Origin of the sequence: Enterobacter hormaechei subsp. xiangfangensis (assembly GCF_001729785.1) — a bacterium.
Classification (GTDB): Bacteria; Pseudomonadota; Gammaproteobacteria; order Enterobacterales; family Enterobacteriaceae; genus Enterobacter; species Enterobacter hormaechei_C.
This window is the reverse complement of sequence record NZ_CP017183.1, coordinates 2392104-2410019: the sequence shown is the minus strand read 5'-3', so window position 1 is coordinate 2410019 and position 17916 is coordinate 2392104. Positions and strand designations below refer to the sequence as shown.

General features: G+C 57.0%; 18 protein-coding genes. 10 read left to right on the top strand and 8 right to left on the bottom strand.

Translation table 11 applies throughout. The features are described from left to right. The first annotated feature begins 4 nt into the window (after positions 1–4). The 8 genes from BFV63_RS11545 (at position 5) to BFV63_RS11510 (ending at position 6077) form a co-directional block, all read left to right on the top strand. Positions 5–514 carry a GNAT family N-acetyltransferase gene (locus tag BFV63_RS11545; protein WP_023324690.1) on the top strand — a complete coding sequence of 170 codons (510 nt, stop codon included), beginning with the start codon at positions 5–7 and terminating at the stop codon, positions 512–514. 9 nt (positions 515–523) lie between these two features. After that, complete coding sequence (locus tag BFV63_RS11540; RefSeq protein ID WP_023324689.1) at positions 524–1450, top strand: amino acid ABC transporter permease; 927 nt, start codon at positions 524–526, stop codon at positions 1448–1450. Beyond that, positions 1434–2207: an amino acid ABC transporter ATP-binding protein gene (locus BFV63_RS11535; protein ID WP_023324688.1), complete on the top strand. Its 774-nt coding sequence runs from the start codon at positions 1434–1436 to the stop codon at positions 2205–2207. The genes BFV63_RS11540 and BFV63_RS11535 overlap by 17 nt, the downstream gene beginning before the upstream one ends. 9 nt (positions 2208–2216) lie before the next feature. Then, the gene (locus BFV63_RS11530) at positions 2217–3104 is read left to right on the top strand and encodes a transporter substrate-binding domain-containing protein (protein WP_003857009.1); all 888 of its coding nucleotides are present in this window, start codon (positions 2217–2219) and stop codon (positions 3102–3104) included. Between the two features lie 166 nt (positions 3105–3270). Continuing rightward, complete coding sequence (locus tag BFV63_RS11525; RefSeq protein ID WP_048240729.1) at positions 3271–3888, top strand: glutathione S-transferase family protein; 618 nt, start codon at positions 3271–3273, stop codon at positions 3886–3888. 37 nt (positions 3889–3925) lie between these two features. Next, the gene (gene pptA, locus BFV63_RS11520) at positions 3926–4156 is read left to right on the top strand and encodes a tautomerase PptA (protein ID WP_032609265.1); all 231 of its coding nucleotides are present in this window, start codon (positions 3926–3928) and stop codon (positions 4154–4156) included. A gap of 186 nt (positions 4157–4342) precedes the next feature. After that, positions 4343–5344: a Kdo(2)-lipid IV(A) acyltransferase gene (locus tag BFV63_RS11515; protein WP_045336328.1), complete on the top strand. Its 1002-nt coding sequence runs from the start codon at positions 4343–4345 to the stop codon at positions 5342–5344. Positions 5345–5435: 91 nt separating this feature from the next. Continuing rightward, positions 5436–6077 (top strand): ECs1377 family protein, encoded by a 642-nt coding sequence (locus BFV63_RS11510; protein WP_003857016.1) that lies wholly within the window; start codon positions 5436–5438, stop codon positions 6075–6077. Here BFV63_RS11510 and BFV63_RS11505 read toward each other — a convergent pair. Then, entirely contained in the window at positions 6070–6369 is a 300-nt protein-coding gene (locus BFV63_RS11505; protein ID WP_000612740.1) for an ArsR/SmtB family transcription factor, read from the bottom strand. The genes BFV63_RS11510 and BFV63_RS11505 overlap by 8 nt on opposite strands. A gap of 161 nt (positions 6370–6530) precedes the next feature. Here BFV63_RS11505 and fusA point away from each other — a divergent pair, with 161 nt between their 5' ends. Continuing rightward, a complete protein-coding gene (gene fusA, locus BFV63_RS11500) occupies positions 6531–8633 on the top strand; it encodes an elongation factor G (RefSeq protein ID WP_003857019.1) in 2103 nt (700 codons plus the stop codon). A gap of 67 nt (positions 8634–8700) precedes the next feature. On the opposite strand, the gene BFV63_RS11495 is transcribed toward fusA, so the two are convergent. From BFV63_RS11495 to BFV63_RS11485, 3 genes are all read right to left on the bottom strand, one after another. Continuing rightward, on the bottom strand, positions 8701–9126 hold the full coding sequence (locus BFV63_RS11495; protein ID WP_003857021.1) for a DUF3828 domain-containing protein: 426 nt from the start codon (positions 9124–9126) through the stop codon (positions 8701–8703). Then, a complete protein-coding gene (locus BFV63_RS11490; RefSeq protein ID WP_045350013.1) occupies positions 9126–9488 on the bottom strand; it encodes a hypothetical protein in 363 nt (120 codons plus the stop codon). Before BFV63_RS11490 ends, BFV63_RS11495 begins: the two co-directional genes overlap by 1 nt. Before the next feature lie 125 nt (positions 9489–9613). Continuing rightward, complete coding sequence (locus BFV63_RS11485; protein WP_003857024.1) at positions 9614–10186, bottom strand: flavin reductase family protein; 573 nt, start codon at positions 10184–10186, stop codon at positions 9614–9616. A 105-nt stretch (positions 10187–10291) separates the two neighbouring features. Here BFV63_RS11485 and nhoA point away from each other — a divergent pair, with 105 nt between their 5' ends. Continuing rightward, complete coding sequence (gene nhoA / locus BFV63_RS11480; protein WP_003857025.1) at positions 10292–11137, top strand: N-hydroxyarylamine O-acetyltransferase; 846 nt, start codon at positions 10292–10294, stop codon at positions 11135–11137. A gap of 79 nt (positions 11138–11216) precedes the next feature. On the opposite strand, the gene narI is transcribed toward nhoA, so the two are convergent. From narI to BFV63_RS11460, 4 genes are read right to left on the bottom strand one after another with little or no spacing between them, the layout of a single operon-like run. After that, positions 11217–11897 (bottom strand): respiratory nitrate reductase subunit gamma, encoded by a 681-nt coding sequence (gene narI / locus BFV63_RS11475; protein ID WP_003857027.1) that lies wholly within the window; start codon positions 11895–11897, stop codon positions 11217–11219. Next, positions 11894–12589, bottom strand: a complete 696-nt coding sequence (gene narW, locus BFV63_RS11470; RefSeq protein ID WP_023324683.1) for a nitrate reductase molybdenum cofactor assembly chaperone — start codon at positions 12587–12589, stop codon at positions 11894–11896. The genes narI and narW overlap by 4 nt, the downstream gene beginning before the upstream one ends. Then, a complete protein-coding gene (narH, locus tag BFV63_RS11465) occupies positions 12589–14133 on the bottom strand; it encodes a nitrate reductase subunit beta (protein WP_003857031.1) in 1545 nt (514 codons plus the stop codon). Before narH ends, narW begins: the two co-directional genes overlap by 1 nt. Then, the gene (locus BFV63_RS11460; RefSeq protein ID WP_057059360.1) at positions 14130–17870 is read right to left on the bottom strand and encodes a nitrate reductase subunit alpha; all 3741 of its coding nucleotides are present in this window, start codon (positions 17868–17870) and stop codon (positions 14130–14132) included. Before BFV63_RS11460 ends, narH begins: the two co-directional genes overlap by 4 nt. Positions 17871–17916: the final 46 nt, after the last annotated feature.

The window sequence follows — 17916 nt, the reverse complement described above, 5'->3', positions numbered from 1 at the left end:
CGCTATGCGCGAACAATTTCGTGACGTTTCGCCGGAAGATGCCGATCTTCAGCCCATTATCGAGGGGCTTTTTGGTGAATACGCCGCTCGTTACGGCGACTACTTTTCAAAGGATGCGGAAGTCGAGCTGACAGAGTGGTACCTGGCGCCGCAGGGGCTGTTTATCGTTCTGGAGCGCGATGGCGAGATCATCGCCACCGGGGCGTATAAGCCCTTCGACGAACATACCGCAGAGATCAAACGTATCTGGACGAATAAAACGCTGCGCCAGCAGGGGCTGGCCGCGCGCGTGATACAGGAGCTGGAGCGCCGGGCGGTGCTGGCGGGCTACAGCCACATCTACCTGACCACGGGGTTTCGTCAGCCGGAGGCGGTGCGGCTCTATCTCAGCCAGGGGTATCAGCCGCAGTTCGATCTCAACCGCGACCCGGAAGAGTACAGCCAGCCGCCGTTCGACGGTCGGCTGCGTTTCACCAAGACGCTGATCCGCGAAGCGCTCAGCAAAACCGCATAAGGAGCGACGATGAGCAACGTTGAAACCATAAAAGTGGTCCCGGCACGTTATCCGCTGCGCGCTGCTGGCGCCGTGGTGGCGCTGTTTGTGCTGGCGGTCGTGATTCAGTCCGTGGCCTTTAATCCGCGCTGGGAGTGGGCGGTATTTGCCCGCTGGTTCTTCGACCCGGTGATCCTCGAAGGCGTCGGCCAGACGCTGCTGCTGACGTTGATAAGCACCGTACTGAGCGTGGTGATTGGCGGCATGCTGGCGCTGGCGCGGCTCTCGTCATCATGGCTGTTGAGCAGCCTGGCGTGGGGTTACATCTGGCTGTTCCGATCGCTGCCGCTGATCGTGGTGCTGATTATCCTCTATAACTTCTCCTATCTCTACGACACGCTCTCTCTCGGCGTGCCTTTTACCGACATTACCTGGGGCAGCTTTGAAACCATCAACGTTCTCGGGCAGTTTTCTACCGCCATCGTGGGGCTGACGCTGGTGCAGAGCGCCTATACTGCGGAGATCATTCGCGGGGGCTTCCTTGGGGTCGACCACGGTCAGTATGAGGCGGCCGCTGCGCTAGGTCTGCCGGCGTGGCGTCGCACCGTGCGCATAATTCTCCCGCAGGCACTGCGCACCATCCTGCCGTCCGGGTTTAACGAAATTATCAGCCTCGCCAAAGGGACGGCGATGGTGTACGTGCTGGCGATGCCGGAACTGTTCTACACGATCCAGATGATCTACAACCGCACCCAGGAGGTGATCCCGCTGTTGATGGTGGGGGCCGTCTGGTATCTGGTGATCACCACCGTACTGTCTGCCATCCAGCATGTTATTGAGCGTGGACTCGCCCGCAGCGAGCGCCGCTCCGCCGTAAACCAGAACCGGGCGGCGAGTCGCTCGCGTTCGGTCACCACTTCGCCAGCACAGGAGCCTGTTCATGCAAGCCTCTCCTGAAGGTCACATTTCCATTACCGGCGTCAGTAAGTTTTTTGGCCGACATAAAGCGCTCGATAACGTCACGCTTGAGATCCCGCCGGGCTCCGTGACGGTGATCCTCGGCCCCTCTGGATCGGGAAAATCGACGCTGCTGCGCGCCATTAACCATCTGGAGCGCGTAGACGAAGGCTTTATTCAGATTGACGGGGATTACATCGGCTATCGCCGTCAGGGTGACAAACTCTACGAACTCAAAGAGAAAGAGATCCTCAAACAGCGCGTCAACGTTGGGTACGTGTTTCAGAACTTCAATCTTTTTCCGCATCTCACGGTGCTGGAAAACCTGATTGAAGCACCCATCGCGCATAAAAAGTTCAGTAAAAAAGAGGCTGTTGAAAACGCCTACAGCCTGCTGGATGTGGTAGGACTGCGCGATAAAGCCGATGCCTGGTCGCGTCACCTCTCCGGCGGCCAGCAGCAGCGTATCGCCATTGCCCGCGCGCTGGCGCTGCGCCCGCGCGTGATGCTGTTTGATGAACCAACCTCGGCGCTGGATCCGGAACTGGTTGGCGAAGTGCTGGACGTAATTAAAAAACTCGCCCGTTCCGGCACTACGCTGGTGGTGGTCACCCATGAGATCGGCTTTGCCCGGGAAGTGGCGGACCAGGTGGTATTTATGGTCGACGGTAAAATTGTGGAGCAGGGCAGCAGCGATGACGTTTTAAACCGACCGTCTCATCCGCGAACGCGCCAGTTCCTCTCAAAAGTGCTGTAAGGAGCGCAGATGAAATATGGACTCCTGGCGGGGCTGGTCTTCACGACGGCGAGCCACGCCAGCATTGATTTAAAGGCCAACGAACAGCCGCTGCCGGTGACGGTTGATCAACAGGCAGTGGCGAAAATCCCGGCGAACTATAAATTTGTTGAGCCGGGTACCCTCACGGTGGCGATTTCAGCCCTGAATTCTCCGCCGCTTGCGCTGCTGGCCAGTGATAACCGCACCCGTATTGGCAGCGACCCGGATATCGCCCGGTTGCTGGCGGGCAGTCTGGGGCTGAAGCTGAAGCTGGTGCCAACGGCGTGGGAAGACTGGCCGCTGGGGATCACTTCCGGGCGCTATGACGTGGCGTTGGTGAATATCGCCGTCACCGAGCAACGTAAGGAGAAGTTCGATTTTGCGACCTATCGCGTCGATTCCCTGGCCTTCTCGGTGAAATCCACCAGCAACGTACAGTCGATCACCAGTGCGAAAGATCTGGCCGGGAAAAAGGTGATTGTCGGGTCTGGCACCAATCAGGAGCGTATTCTGCTGGGCTGGAACGAAGAGAATAAAAAGGCCGGGCGCGAGCCTGCGTTGCCGGTTTACCTGACCGACGACGCCTCAGGCAATCTTTATATTCAGTCCGGCAGGGCGGATGTGTTCTTTGGACCGCAGTCCGTTTCGGCCTACAAAGCCGCGTTAACCGGCAAAACCCGCGTCGTGGGTTTAGGCCCGAAGAAAGCCTATGTCGCCACCACAACCAAAAAAGGTAATGGGCTGGTGTATGCGTTGCAGGCTGCGCTGGACGGTGCGATTAAGCGCGGGGAGTATCAAAAGGTGCTGGCGCGCTGGGGGGAAGCGGGCGAAGCGGTGACGTCTTCAGACGTTAATCCGCCCGGGATAACCTACTAATGGTGCTCTATACCCTAAATAATTCGAGTTACAGGAAGGCGGCAAGGGAACGAATCCCCGGGAGCGTACATAAGTACGTGACTGGGGTGAGTGAATGCAGCCAACGCACCTGCAACTTGAAGTATGACGGGTATACACTTAGGGTTTTCATCCCTGAGGGGGCAACATGATCAAACTCTATGACGTACCTGGCTGGGGATCGGCAATCAGTGAAGTGATGCTGACTCTGGCAGACATCCCGTATCAGTTCGTCAACGTGGACGGGTTTGACCAGCCCGGCCCGCAGCGCGAATTGCTGTTGAAACTGAACCCGCTGTGCCAGGTGCCGACGCTGGAGCTGGAAAACGGGGCGATCGTGACGGAAACCGCGGCGATCGCCCTGATGGTGCTCGACAGCCGTCCCGACCTCGCGCCGCCCGTTGGGCAGGCCGAGCGCCAGCAGTTTCAGCGCCTGCTCATCTGGTTTGTGGCGAACGTCTATCCCACCTTTACGTATGCAGATTACCCGGAACGCTGGGTGCCTGATGCCCCGGAACAGTTGAAGAAAAACTGCATTGAGTACCGAAAATCGCTTTATCTGTGGTTCGACAGCCAGCTCAGCGCCTCGCCGTTTGCGTTTGGCAAACAGCTGACGCTGCTTGACGTCTATATTGCCGTTGCGCGTACCTGGGGTCCACGCCATGAGTGGTTTGCCACCAACACGCCTAATATTACCGCCGTCGCGGATGCCGTCTGCGCGCTGCCGGAACTGCACAAGGTGCTAAAAGCTAACGATATAATCTGATAACGTGGAACGCTCACCTATAAAAGGAGCCCTGCCCATGCCACACGTTGATATCAAATGTTTTCCACGCGATCTGACTGACGAACAAAAAACGGCCCTGGCGGCGGATATCGCCGAAGCGATCGCCCGTCATCTGAACAGCAAAGATCGCTCAATCTCCGTGGCGCTTCAGGAGATTCAGGAAGCTGACTGGAAGGCGCAGGTCTGGGATACCGAGATCGGCCCGAAACTGGATGAACTGATTAAGAAGCCCGGCTATTCGATGTAACTTGCCTGCCGGGTGGTGCAATATCACCCGGCGATCCCCACTTTTATTCCCTTTCGCAAAAATCGATAATAAAAACCATAACGATTCCGCTACAATTCATCCTTCCGAACAATATTCGTTAAATCAGCAGGTAAGCACTGCAACTGCACCAGATTAAGTACAAATTAGTAAAAGGATAATTTTTCCATGACAAAATTACCTCAGTTTTCACTCGCCTTTATTCATCCTCGTTACTGGCTCAGCTGGGCAGGCATTGCCGCGCTCTGGTGCACGGTTCAGCTTCCGTACCCGCTGCTGTTGAAAACAGGTCACAGGCTTGGGCGTCTGGCTATGCGCCTGCTTCCACGCCGCGTGGAGATCGCCAGACGAAATCTTGAGCTTTGCTTTCCTGATATGAAAGAGGACGAGCGCGAGCGTTTACTTGAGCGTAATTTTGAATCGGTTGGAATGGGCGTCATCGAAACCGGGATAGCGTGGTTCTGGCCTGACTGGCGCGTGCGGAAACACTTCAGCGTGACCGGCTACGAACATATGGAACAGGCGCGGGCGCAAGGTAGGGGCGTGGTGCTCATTGGCATGCATTTTCTCACGCTGGAATTAGGCGCACGCATCTTTGGCATGCTCAACGCGGGTATTGGTGTGTATCGTCCCAACAATAATGCGTTGCTCGACTGGCTGCAAACGCGCGGTCGTCTGCGTTCCAATAAAACCATGCTTGACCGCTATGACCTGAAGGGCATGATCCGCGCACTGAAGCAAAACGAGATCCTGTGGTATGCCCCGGACCACGACTATGGCAAAACGAATAGCGTGTTTGTGCCGTTTTTTGCCGTCCCGGACGCCGCGACAACTGCCGGGAGCTACATGCTGGTGAAAAGTGCCAGACCGGCCGTGATCCCGTTTGTACCGCGCCGAAAAGCAGATGGCACAGGGTATGAGCTGCTTATTCTGGAAGATATCAGCGATACCTTGCAGGGAGGCGATAAAGCGTCGGTGGCCACGCAAATGAACAGAGCGATTGAGCGCGCCGTGATGATGGCGCCTGAGCAATATATGTGGCTGCATCGCCGGTTCAAAACCCGCCCTGAAGGCCAGCCGGACCGGTATAAACGCAAAAAACAGGTCGCGTCTACTGCAAGAACCTTATCTGCCAGCGATATTTCGGACCGGTCGAGTATCCAGCAGTAGTCGGTCAGGGCGGATGCCGGTGCGCTCCGCCCTTTATAAATCCTGCCGCGCTGGATAGAATTAGCGCATCCACATTGACGGGATGCCCCACATGACCGGAAGAGTCGATTATCATCTTGAAAAATACCTCCTTACCGAAGCCGGCGAGCCCGAACGTTTGACGCGCCAGTGGGCCGAGGTGATGCGCGAGTGTCATGACCAGAAATCCGGGGCAGAAGAGCGGCTGCGTCTCGCGCTGCTGAACGTGGATTATGTGACCAGCTTTGAGCTTCCCTTCCGGTTACTTCTTACCCGTTCACCGCAGCTGATTGATGGCATCAGAAATGAGTTCCAGCTCAGTCAAAAAAATGTCCTGTTCAACGGCAAGCGGTTTGGCTGCGTTTACAGCCTTAAACAGGATTTGAACGGCATACCAGATGAATTTACCTACCACCTGAAGACCCGTATTCAGCGGATCGATGCGTCCGGTGGTTCGGAAGTGCCTTACCGGCAAATCGCTCAGCAGGTGAAAGCCCCCCGCGAGCGCCTCCAGCTGGCGCTGGAACAGGGGCTTGCGGTCACCGCGCTTGACGGGCTTTTCTGGTTTGGCCTCCAGCGCATAGCCGCCGACGTGCAGCGGTTAAGGAAGACCGGGATGAGAATAGTGACGTCCGATACGGAGGTGTTCGACACCTTTACCGGAACAACACGGCGCATTCCGGTTTATCGTCTTGAGGACGCTGCCGCTACTTAGCCTGGAGCAGGATCGCCAGCAGTCCCGGAAAGCGGGCGTCCAGATCCTCTCTTCTCAGTGAGATCATATTCTCGCGCCCCTGCGGGCGCTGCCAGATCACGCCGCTGTCGCGCAGCACGCGCCAGTGGTGAGTCATAGTGGATTTCACCACCTCTTCCGGGCGCAGCGCGTTACAGCTCAGTTCGCTGCCGTCGGCCAGCCTGCGAATAATCGCTAATCGCAGCGGGTTGCCGAGGGCGAACAGCACATTTTCCAACACTATTTGTTCAGGTTCCGGGTGGTTTGGGATCATCGTTTTCCTGCGTCTCGCGTGAGATTGAGCTATATCAACAATAGGTCAACCGTTAAAAAATAGTTCGATAATACTCGTACAATAGGACTATTATAACAAACGAACGTATACGCGACCATCCCGGTCGTCACAAACCAGTCTTGAAGACTTAAGGAAATATCATGCCCCGACCCATTCCACTCGAACGTTATCGCAACATCGGTATCTCCGCGCATATCGATGCCGGCAAAACAACCACCACTGAGCGCATCCTGTTTTACACCGGGATGAGCCACAAGCTGGGTGAAGTACACGATGGCGCGGCAACCACCGACTGGATGGCGCAGGAGCAGGAGCGCGGGATCACCATTACGTCGGCGGCGGTAAGCTGTTTCTGGCCTGGTATGGACAGAGGCTTTGAACCGCACCGCATCAATATTATCGACACCCCCGGGCACGTGGATTTCACCATTGAGGTGGAACGTTCCATGCGTGTGCTCGACGGCGCGGTAATGGTCTATGACTCCGTCGGTGGCGTGCAGCCGCAGTCGGAAACCGTCTGGCGTCAGGCGAATAAATATCATGTTCCGCGTCTGGCATTCGTCAACAAAATGGACCGCCCGGGCGCAGATTTCTTCCGCGTGGTGCGGATGATGCAGGAGCGGCTGAAAGCCAATCCTGTCCCGATTGTGATCCCCGTGGGGGCAGAAGAACACTTCACCGGCGTGGTGGATCTCATCAAGATGCGCACCATTCTGTGGGACGATGCGACGCAGGGCATGGCATTTAGCTACGCGCCGGTGCCTGACGATCTGCTGAGTACCGCCCAGACGTGGCGAGAAAAAATGGTCTCGTCTGCGGCAGAAGCCAGCGATGAGCTTATGGATAAGTATCTTGAGACGGGGGAACTGGATGAAGCGGAAATCATCAAAGGACTGCGGATCCGGACTATCTCCGGTGAAATACAGCCCATGCTGTGCGGCAGCGCTTTCAAGAACAAGGGCGTGCAGCGCATGCTCGACGCGGTGATTGAATTGATGCCGTCTCCACTGGACGTGCCCGCTATTGATGGGGTAGACGAAGACGGACAGCACGCCGAGCGCCACCCAAGCGATGATGAACCGTTCTCGGCGCTGGCCTTCAAGCTGATGAGCGATCCGTACGTCGGCCAGTTGACCTTCATCCGCGTCTATTCCGGCATACTGCGTAAAGGCGACGCGGTGTACAACCCGGTGAAGGGCAAGAAAGAGCGTATCGGGCGCATCGTGCTGATGCATGCCAACGATCGCCATGAGGTGGACGAGCTGCGCGCAGGGGATATCGCAGCCTGTGTCGGGCTGAAAGACGTCACCACCGGTGACACGCTGACCGACCCGAATGCGGTGATCACCCTTGAACGGATGGAGTTCCCGGATCCGGTTATTTCGTTGGCGATTGAGCCGAAAACCAAGGCCGATCAGGAGAAAATGGGGATCGCCCTACAGCGCCTGGCGGCGGAAGATCCGTCGTTCCGCCTGCACACGGACGAAGAGTCCGGTCAGACGATTATCTCCGGGATGGGCGAGCTGCATCTGGAGATCATCGTCGACCGCATGAAGCGCGAGTTTGGCGTTGAGGCGAACATTGGTCGTCCGCAGGTCACCTACCGTGAAACCCTGCGTAAAGCGGTGAAAGATATAGAAGGTAAATTTGTCCGACAGTCCGGCGGGAAAGGGCAGTACGGTCATGTGGTCCTGAGCCTTGAGCCGTTAGCAGCCGGGAGTGGTTTTGTGTTTGAAGATGCCACCAAAGGCGGGGTGGTGCCGCGGGAGTACATCCCGTCGGTGGAAAAAGGGTTGCGAGAAGCCATGAATACGGGTGTGCTGGCGGGCTATCCGGTGGTGGATGTGAAAGCGACCCTGACGTTTGGTTCTTACCATGACGTTGACTCCTCGGAGATGGCCTTCCGCATGGCGGCGATCCTCGGCTTCAAAGAGGGCGCACGGCGGGCGGACCCGGTTATTCTTGAGCCGGTCATGCACGTTGAGGTGGAAACGCCGGAAGAGTATGCCGGGAACATTATGGGCGATCTCTCCTCCCGTCGCGGCCTGGTGCAGGGGATGGCAGAGCAGTACGGCAGCCAGATTATTCGCGCTGACGTCCCGCTGGCTGAGATGTTTGGTTATGCCACCACGCTGCGCTCGATGTCCCAGGGGCGCGCGACGTATACGATGGAATTCCATCATTTTGCGGAAGCTCCGCGGAATGTGGCGGATGAGATTATTGCGAAGCGTGTGAAGAGTTAATTAATTGCACATGGTAGTCATTTGGCTACCATGTGTCTTTATTATTGCGACAGGGAGTTTATGCCTGTTACTTAATTAGCGTCGCCGATCGCACTTTCCATTTTCCTTGCTCTTCAACGAGACAATCTGCAATAACATGATCTTGCTTCTTACCAAATGCGACATAGACGTTTGTGCATACGGCGTCAAAATCAGAATGTAAGACGGTTATCTGATTCCAGTCATCATCCCAGTCCTGCGCTTTGATAAACATATCCGCATCGGGCATATCTTTATCGTTACTGTCGCCAGAGTACATTTCTTTAATTGCTGCAATGGTCCCTGAGGCTACGTACTCGTTCATAATGTCTGGATTGAGTACGGGTGGTTTGTTCTGATCTAACTGCGCTATATACCATTGATTGAATTTAAGTGCCGCCTGACCCGGTGCATAAATATTTTCTGCGGCCGCGAGCGGAGACAGGGCGAAAAGTAAAAAGTAGAGTGGTTTCATTAATCATGCCTGAACAGTTCGTAATGAGGTTGTATGTTGCGGTAAGCCTGCCCAGGATACATGGTGCGTTGCACAAAATCGCTGATCCACTGTTGACCATCGTATATACAAACGTGACCGCTATCATGACCAACTATATTTTGGATAACTGCGACGTCACCAGCATGGGGTTGATCATATACCCTGTGAAAGCCTGCATTGACTAATGTGCGCCCCATATCTTTTGCCAGACGCGTGTTGGGGAGTTTTAATCGACCACCCGCTCTGATCGCTTCTGTTACGTAACGAGCACAATTACCCGTGCTGCTGGGCTGCGCGTGTGATTTCGCATATGATATTGCGCCATCTTTGTTCCATGACATGGATATTTCCTTTACGAAAGATTGTTTATACAACAGCTTCTGAAATATCCTCCGTTTAACATCGTCATGATAAACATAAAATGCCATTGAAATTTTATATAATTCATATGGGTATAATTAAAAAATCATTCCAGCGCCTTCACCATTTTCCCGCTCGCGACAAACGTACCCGCTCCCAGATGATGCAGCGTATTCAGCTTATCCCCGTCAAACTGCCAGCGTCCGGCGACAAATGCGCGTTCATCCGCCGCGGCGGAAACCACTTCGCCAAACAGAGTGTCATATTTCTCTGCCGCAGAGGTGACAGGTAATAACCGGCACTCCATCCAAGCCAGACATTTCTCTTCTATAACCGGCAGGTCAAGCTCAGGGCCATAAATAACCGGGATCCCGTAGCAGTTAAATTTATCCTCGTCGCGCCCGCTGACGCTGCCGACCGCCCAGGTCCAGTTGGCTGCCGCCACGCCGGGGATCACAATGCCGAATTTCCCGCTGCGTTCGATCAACTCCCGTGACCACGCGCTTTTGTCTACCACAATCGCGATACGCGGGGGTTCAAATTCCACCGGCATAGACCATGCGGCGGCCATGACATTGCGACGATCGATGGTCTCATCCCGGCTGGTGATGAGCACGGTTGGACCGTGATTCAGAAGGCGGCTGGCGTGACGTAATTCAACAGGGCGAAAGTGGCTCATAGGATCTCCTCGTGTACACGATGAGTATGACGAAAAAGCACTTTTACGCATATGCAAAAGGGAAAATAGTTTATAAACAGGGGATATCACCTCCTGGAGCAAATCATGTCCCCATTTCTGAGTGCTTATTTTGCCCGCACGGGCTGGCAGCAGCCCGTACAGGTTAATATCGATACCCTGCGGGGGCTGCATTTACACCATAACTGCGCGATCCCCTTCGAAAATATCGACGTCGTTTTGCCGCGGGAAATCCATCTGGACGACGGGTGTCTGGTGGATAAACTGGTCACCGCACGTCGAGGGGGGTATTGCTTCGAGCAAAACGGCTTGTTTGAGCGGGTATTGCGCGAAGTCGGGTTTACGGTGCGCAGCGTGCTGGGGCGGGTTGTGCTGGCCAATCCGTCGCAGATGCCGCCGCGTACGCACCGGTTGCTGCTGGTTGAGCTGAACGGCGAGCGCTGGATCGCCGATGTGGGATTTGGCGGACAAACGCTGACGGCGCCGATTCGTTTGATCGCCAACGAGGAACAGGAAACCCCGCACGGGCGTTATCGTTTGCTGAGCGAGGGTAACGACTGGATACTGCAATTCCGCCATCACGACCACTGGCAGTCGATGTACCATTTTGACCTGGCGACCCAGTACTTCAACGATTACGTGATGGGAAACTTCTGGTCGGCGCACTGGCCGCAGTCCCATTTCCGTCATCACCTGCTGATGTGTCGCCACCTGCCGGACGGGGGCAAGCTAACGCTGACCAACTTTAATTTTACCCACTGGCAGAACGGTCATGTGGAAGAGCAGATCCATTTGCCGGATGCGGAGGCGCTGTATCAGCTGATGCAGGCGCGGTTTGGCCTGGGCGTTGATGACCCGAAGCACGGCTTTACCCTGGCAGAGCTGACGGCCGTGATGGCGGGGTTTGATACGCATCCGCAGGCGGGGAAATAGCCCGGTGGCGGCTACGCCTTACCGGGCCTACGGGAGTGTGAACGTAGGTGGAATAAGGCGTAGCCGCCACCCGACAAAATTAACGGCGCGATCTCACAACCTGATAGCGACGGGTAAAATACTCAAACGGCGCGCTCCACACGTGCACCAGGCGGGTGAACGGGAAGATAAGGAAGATCGTCATCCCCAGCACCAGATGCACGCGGAAGATCGGCGCGACGCCGCTCAGCATTTCCGACGAGCCTCCCTTGAACGTCACGATCCCCTGCGCCCAGCCGACCAGCTTCATCATCTCGCTTCCGTCAGGATACTGGGCGGAGAAAGGAATGGTCGACAGCCCAAGGATGCACTGAAGCAGCAGGATACTCATGATGATAATATCCGGCGTGGTGGACGTGGCACGTACCCGCTGGTTGAACAGGCGGCGGATCAGCAGCATAGAGCCGCCAATCAGCGTTAGCACCCCGCAAATGCCCCCCGCAATCATGGCTAACTGCTGTTTAACCGCGATGGGTAAAAACCAGGCGTACATCCAGTGCGGGGTTAACATGCCGAACAGGTGCCCGAAGAAGATCCCCAGAATGCCGATATGAAACAGGTTCGAAGCCCAGTTCATCCCGCGCTTGCTGAGCATCTGGCTCGACGAGGCGCGCCAGGTGTACTGCCCGTAGTCGTAGCGCAGCCAGCTGCCAAGGAAAAAGACGGTGGCGCAGATGTACGGATAAATGTCATAGAAAAACACGTTCAGGTAATGAGTCATTTTGGGCCTCCGGCGCTGACGTCCACGTACTGCGGCGCGACGTCCTGGCTAAAGCGTCGTTGATATTGCTGCATCGGCGAACTGTCGCACGATGTGGCGTTGTCTTCGATAAACTTGACCTGTTCCTCTTCCCACACGGCGTCCAGCGCCTGACGGGTATCATCCCGTATTTCACCGGATACCTGTTTCGCCACGCTGTCGCTGGAAAGCCGTGTTTCCGCCAGCGACAGCAGGGCGTCAAACAGCTGGTAATGCGCGACCTCGCGCTGTTTCAGGCGGCCTCCAATCAGCGCCAGTATAGGCGCGACGTTTTGCAGCCCTTCACGTGCCTCGTCGTCGCTGACGATACTGAGATATTCCAGATAGAGCGGCAGATAGTCCGGCAGCTCGCGGCAATCCAGCTCCAGCCCGGCTTTCTCATACTGGCTCATCAGGTCGACCATCGCCTGACCGCGATCGCGCGACTCGGCGTGAACGTGCTCGAACAGCAGCAGCGACGTTGCGCGTCCCCGCTCGAAGACTTCACACCATTCGGCCTGCTTATCCAGCAGCGGGGCGCTCAGGTGCTGCTGCGCAAACGGCAGCAGCATGGGCGCATCCTGTTCCACCAGGGAAAGCGCTTCGTCACGGTTTTCCCACAGCAGCTCATCGGGATACTCAATGAGCAGCGCGATGATTTTGAGGATTTGCATTACTCTCCCTCCCCGTGATCGCGCACTTCGGTGATGTTGATCGCGTCGATGCGGCTGCTGTTGAAGAGGTTGAATTTTGTGTCGGAGCCGTGACAGCCGTCGCCGAAGGTGAAGCCGCAGCCGTTTTTCTCCGGGAAAGCGTCGCGTGCCATTTCGCGGTGGCTGGTGGGGATCACGAAGCGGTCTTCGTAGTTGGCAATCGCCAGATAGCGGTACATCTCTTCAACCTGCGCTTCGGTCAGGCCGACCTCTTCAATGGCGCGGGTATCGGTCACGCCTTCCACGGTCTGGGAGCGCTTGTAGTGACGCATTGCCATCATGCGCTTCAGGGCGCGCAGCACCGGGCCGGTATCGCCCGCGCTGAGCATATTTGCCAGGTACTGCACCGGGATGCGCAGGCTTTCTACCGCAGGCAGTACGCCGTCGCTCTGCGGCAGACCACCCGCGTCCGCGTAGGACTGAATCGGTGACAGCGGCGGCACATACCAGACCATCGGCAGGGTGCGGTATTCCGGGTGTAGCGGCAGGGCGAGCTTCCAGTCCATCGCCATTTTGTAAACCGGGGAACGCTGCGCTGCGTCGATGACGTTCTGCGGGATGCCCTGCTTCAGGGCTTCTTCAATCACCGCCGGATCGTTCGGGTTAAGGAACACGTCGCACTGGCGCTCATACAGATCGGTTTCATGCTCGGTGCTGGCCGCCTCTTCAATGCGGTCTGCGTCATACAGCAGCACCCCGAGATAGCGGATGCGTCCGACGCAGGTTTCCGAGCAGACAGTCGGCTGGCCGGACTCGATGCGCGGATAGCAGAAGATGCACTTCTCTGACTTGCCGCTTTTCCAGTTGAAGTAGATTTTTTTGTACGGACAGCCGCTAATGCACAGACGCCAGCCGCGGCATTTGTCCTGGTCGATCAGCACAATGCCGTCCTCTTCGCGTTTGTAAATCGCACCGCTCGGGCAGGTGGCGACGCAGCTCGGGTTCAGGCAGTGCTCGCACAGGCGCGGCAGGTACATCATGAAGGTGTTTTCGAACTGGCCGTACATCTCTTTCTGGATCTTCTGAAAATTTCGATCGCGGGCGCGTTTTTCGAACTCGCCGCCCAGCAGCTCCTCCCAGTTTGGTCCCCAGACGATCTTATCCATCCGCTTACCGTCGATCAGCGAACGTGGGCGGGCGGTAGGGAGGTGATCCCCCTCCGGGGCGCGGTGCAGATCCTGGTAATCGAAGGTGAAAGGTTCATAGTAATCGTCAATCTGCGGCAACACGGGGTTGGCGAAAATTTTCGACAGGACGCCCATTTTCCCGCCGAGGCGTGGGGTCAGCTTGCCGTGAATACCGCGGATCCAGCCGCCTTGCCACTCATCCTGATCTTCCCAGTTTTTCGGATAGCCGATGCCGGGTTTGGTTTCGACGTTATTAAACCACGCGTACTCCATCCCTTCGCGCCCGGTCCAGACGTTCTTACAGGTGACCGAGCAGGTGTGGCAGCCAATGCATTTATCGAGATTCAGTACCATGCCAACCTGTGAGCGTATTTTCATTTTTTCGCCTCCTGTACTTGATCCCGACCTTCGCCGTCCAGCCAGTTAATGTTTTTCATTTTGCGGATCATGATGAACTCGTCGCGGTTCGAGCCGACGGTGCCGTAATAGTTGAAGCTGTACGCCAGCTGCGCGTAGCCGCCGATCATGTGGGTCGGTTTCGGGCAGACACGGGTAACCGAGTTGTGGATCCCGCCGCGCCGTCCGGTTACTTCTGAACCCGGAATGTTCAGGATTCGCTCCTGAGCGTGGTACATCATGGTCATGCCCGGCGGCACGCGCTGGCTGACCACCGCGCGGGCGGTGAGGGCGCCGTTGGCGTTGAAGGCTTCAATCCAGTCGTTGTCCTCAATGCCCAGCTCGCGCGCGTCGGTTTCGCTGATCCAGACGATGGGCCCGCCGCGCGACAGGGTCTGCATCAGCAGGTTTTCGCTGTAGGTGGAGTGAATGCCCCATTTCTGGTGCGGCGTCAGGAAGTTAAGCGCTTTTTCCGGGAATCCGTTCGGCGGGATTTCGCGCATATGGGTAACGCTGCGGGTGTCAATCGGTGGACGATAGGCCACCAGACTCTCCCCGAAGGCGCGCATCCAGGCATGATCCTGATACAGCTGCTGGCGGCCCGAAATCGTGCGCCACGGGATCAGCTCGTGAACGTTGGTATAGCCTGCGTTATACGACACGTGCTCGCTCTCAAGGCCGGACCACGTTGGGCTGGAGATAATTTTGCGCGGCTGCGCCTGAATATCGCGGAAGCGGATTTTCTCATCTTCTTTGTTCAGCGCCAGATGGGTGTGATCGCGCCCGGTCAGTTCGCCGAGGGCTTCCCAGGCTTTGACCGCGACCTGACCGTTAGTTTCCGGGGCAAGGGCGAGGATCACCTCTGAAGCATCAATGGCGGTCTCGATGCGCGGACGGCCTTTGGCCGGGCCGTCGAGCTTGACGTAGTTGAGCTTGCCGAGGAAATCGACCTCATTCTGGGTGTTCCACGATATGCCTTTTCCGCCGTTGCCGAGCGTGTCCAGCAGCGGGCCAAGCGCCGTAAAGCGCTCGTAGGTTTCCGGATAGTTGCGCTCGACGACTGCAATGTTTGGCGCTGTTTTGCCGGGGATCAGATCGCACTCGCCTTTGCGCCAGTCCAGAATATCAAAAGGCTGCGACAGCTCCCCCGGGGAGTCATGCTGTAGCGGCTGTAGCACCACGTCAGTTTCGGTGCCAAGATGCCCGACGCACACTTCAGAGAAGACTTTGGCGATGCCCTTGTAAATCTCCCAGTCGCTGCGGGACTCCCACGCCGGGTCAACGGCGGCGGAGAGCGGGTGAATAAACGGATGCATGTCCGAGGTATTCATATCGTCTTTTTCATACCAGGTGGCGGTGGGCAGGACGATATCCGAGAACAGGCAGGTGCTGGACATACGGAAATCAAGCGTCACCAGCAGATCCAGCTTGCCCTCAATGGCGGCGGTTTGCCATTCCACCTCTTCAGGTTTCACGTCGTCCGTTGAGCCTAAATCCTCACCCTGAATACCGCTCTCGGTGCCAAGCAGGTATTTCAGCATGTATTCATGGCCTTTCCCGGACGAACCGAGCAGGTTAGAACGCCAGACGAACAGGTTGCGCGGGTGGTTCTTGCCGTTGTCCGGCTGTTCGCAGGCGAAGCGAATATCACCCGATTTTAACGCCTGTACGGTGTAATCCTGCGGCGACATCCCGGCGGCGTCGGCGCGAGCTTTCACGTGCAGCGGGTTGAGGTTGAGCTGCGGCGCGGAAGGGAGCCAGCCCATACGCTCGGCGCGGACGTTGAAATCAATCAGGTGACCGGTAAACTTCGATGCGTCTGCGAGGGGAGAAAGCAACTCCCTTGCGGTGAGCTTCTCATAGCGCCACTGGCTGGCGTGGTTGTAAAAGTACGATGTGCTGTTCATCTGGCGCGGCGGACGGTTCCAGTCCAGCGCGAAGGCCAGCGGCAGCCAGCCGGTTTGCGGGCGCAGCTTTTCCTGGCCGACATAGTGCGACCAGCCGCCGCCGCTCTGCCCGACGCAGCCGCAGAAGACCAGCATGTTGATCATCCCGCGGTAGTTCATGTCCATGTGGTACCAGTGGTTCACACCGGCCCCGAGAATGATCATCGACCGTCCGTGGGTCTTATGCGCCGTGTCGGCAAATTCACGGGCGATTTTTTCTATCAGATAAGCGGGGACGCCGGTAATTTGTTCGCCCCAGGCCGGGGTGTAGGCTTTTATCTCGGCGTAGTTTGTCGCCGCGTTACTGTCTTCCAGACCGCGATCGAGGCCGTAGTTTGCGAGCACCAGATCGTACACGCTAACCACGCGTCTCTGGCTGCCGTCGGCCAGCGTCAGGGTCTTACTCGGTACTCGGCGCGTCAGCACCGGCTCCTGCTTCACGCTGCGGAAATGCGGGTTCTCGTTGCCCCCGAAGTAAGGGAAGGCCACGTCTGCCACGCTGTCGTGGGTGATGAGCAGGGAAAGCGTCAGCTCGGTTTCCTGTCCCGCGGCCAGCGACTCCAGGTTCCATTTGCCTTTTTCACCCCAGCGGAAGCCGATGGAACCATTCGGCGCCACCAGATTTCCGGCCACGTCAAAGGCGATGGTTTTCCACTCCGGATTATTGGTTTCACCCAGCCCGTCGGCCAGATCCGATGCACGCAGCATGCGGCCCGGCACCACGCGACCGTCAGCCTGTTCATCCAGCAGAACCAGCATCGGCATGTCGGTGTAGCGGCGGCAATAGTTGAGGAAGTAATCGCTCGGGTTATCAAGATGGAACTCTTTGAGGATCACATGCCCCATCGCCATGGCAAGGGCGCTGTCGGTACCCTGTTTGGGGGCCAGCCATTGGTCGCTGAGCTTTGCCACCTCCGAGAAGTCCGGCGTAATGGCGACGGTCTTGGTGCCTTTGTAACGCACTTCGGTAAAGAAGTGGGCGTCCGGGGTACGCGTCTGCGGCACGTTCGAGCCCCAGGCAATGATATAGCTGGAGTTGTACCAGTCCGCCGATTCCGGCACGTCGGTCTGTTCGCCCCAGGTCATCGGCGACGCCGGAGGCAGATCGCAATACCAGTCATAGAAGCTCAGGCAGGTGCCGCCGAGCAGGGAGAGATAGCGCGTACCGGCGGCATAAGAGACCATCGACATGGCCGGGATGGGGGAAAAACCGGCTACCCGATCCGGGCCGTAGTTTTTGATGGTCCAGACGTTGGCGGCAGCAATCAGCTGGTTAAGCTCTTTCCAGTTTGAGCGGATAAAACCGCCTTTACCGCGCGCCTTCCTGTAGCTCTGCGCTTTCTGCGGATCGTTCTGAATGGCGTCCCAGGCCAGCACCGGATCGGTATGCTGCGCCAGCGCCTCGCGCCAGAGTTCGATCAGCCGACGGCGCACCAGCGGGTATTTCAGGCGGTTGGCGCTGTAGAGATACCAGGAGTAGCTTGCGCCGCGCGGGCAGCCGCGTGGTTCGTGGTTAGGCAGGTCAGGGCGGGTACGCGGGTAGTCGGTCTGCTGGGTTTCCCAGGTCACCAGGCCATTTTTGACATAAATCTTCCAGCTACAGGAGCCGGTGCAGTTAACGCCGTGGGTGGATCGCACAATTTTATCGAACTGCCAGCGTTGACGGTAGCTGTCCTCCCAGTCGCGGTTGGTGTGGTACACCTGCCCGTGCCCATCGGCGAAACTGTCGCCTTTTGTTTTGAAGTAACGGAAGCGGTCCAACAGTTTGCTCATGACATTTCTCCTGCTTCGATAGCATGGCCGGAGGGTGAGGCATCAC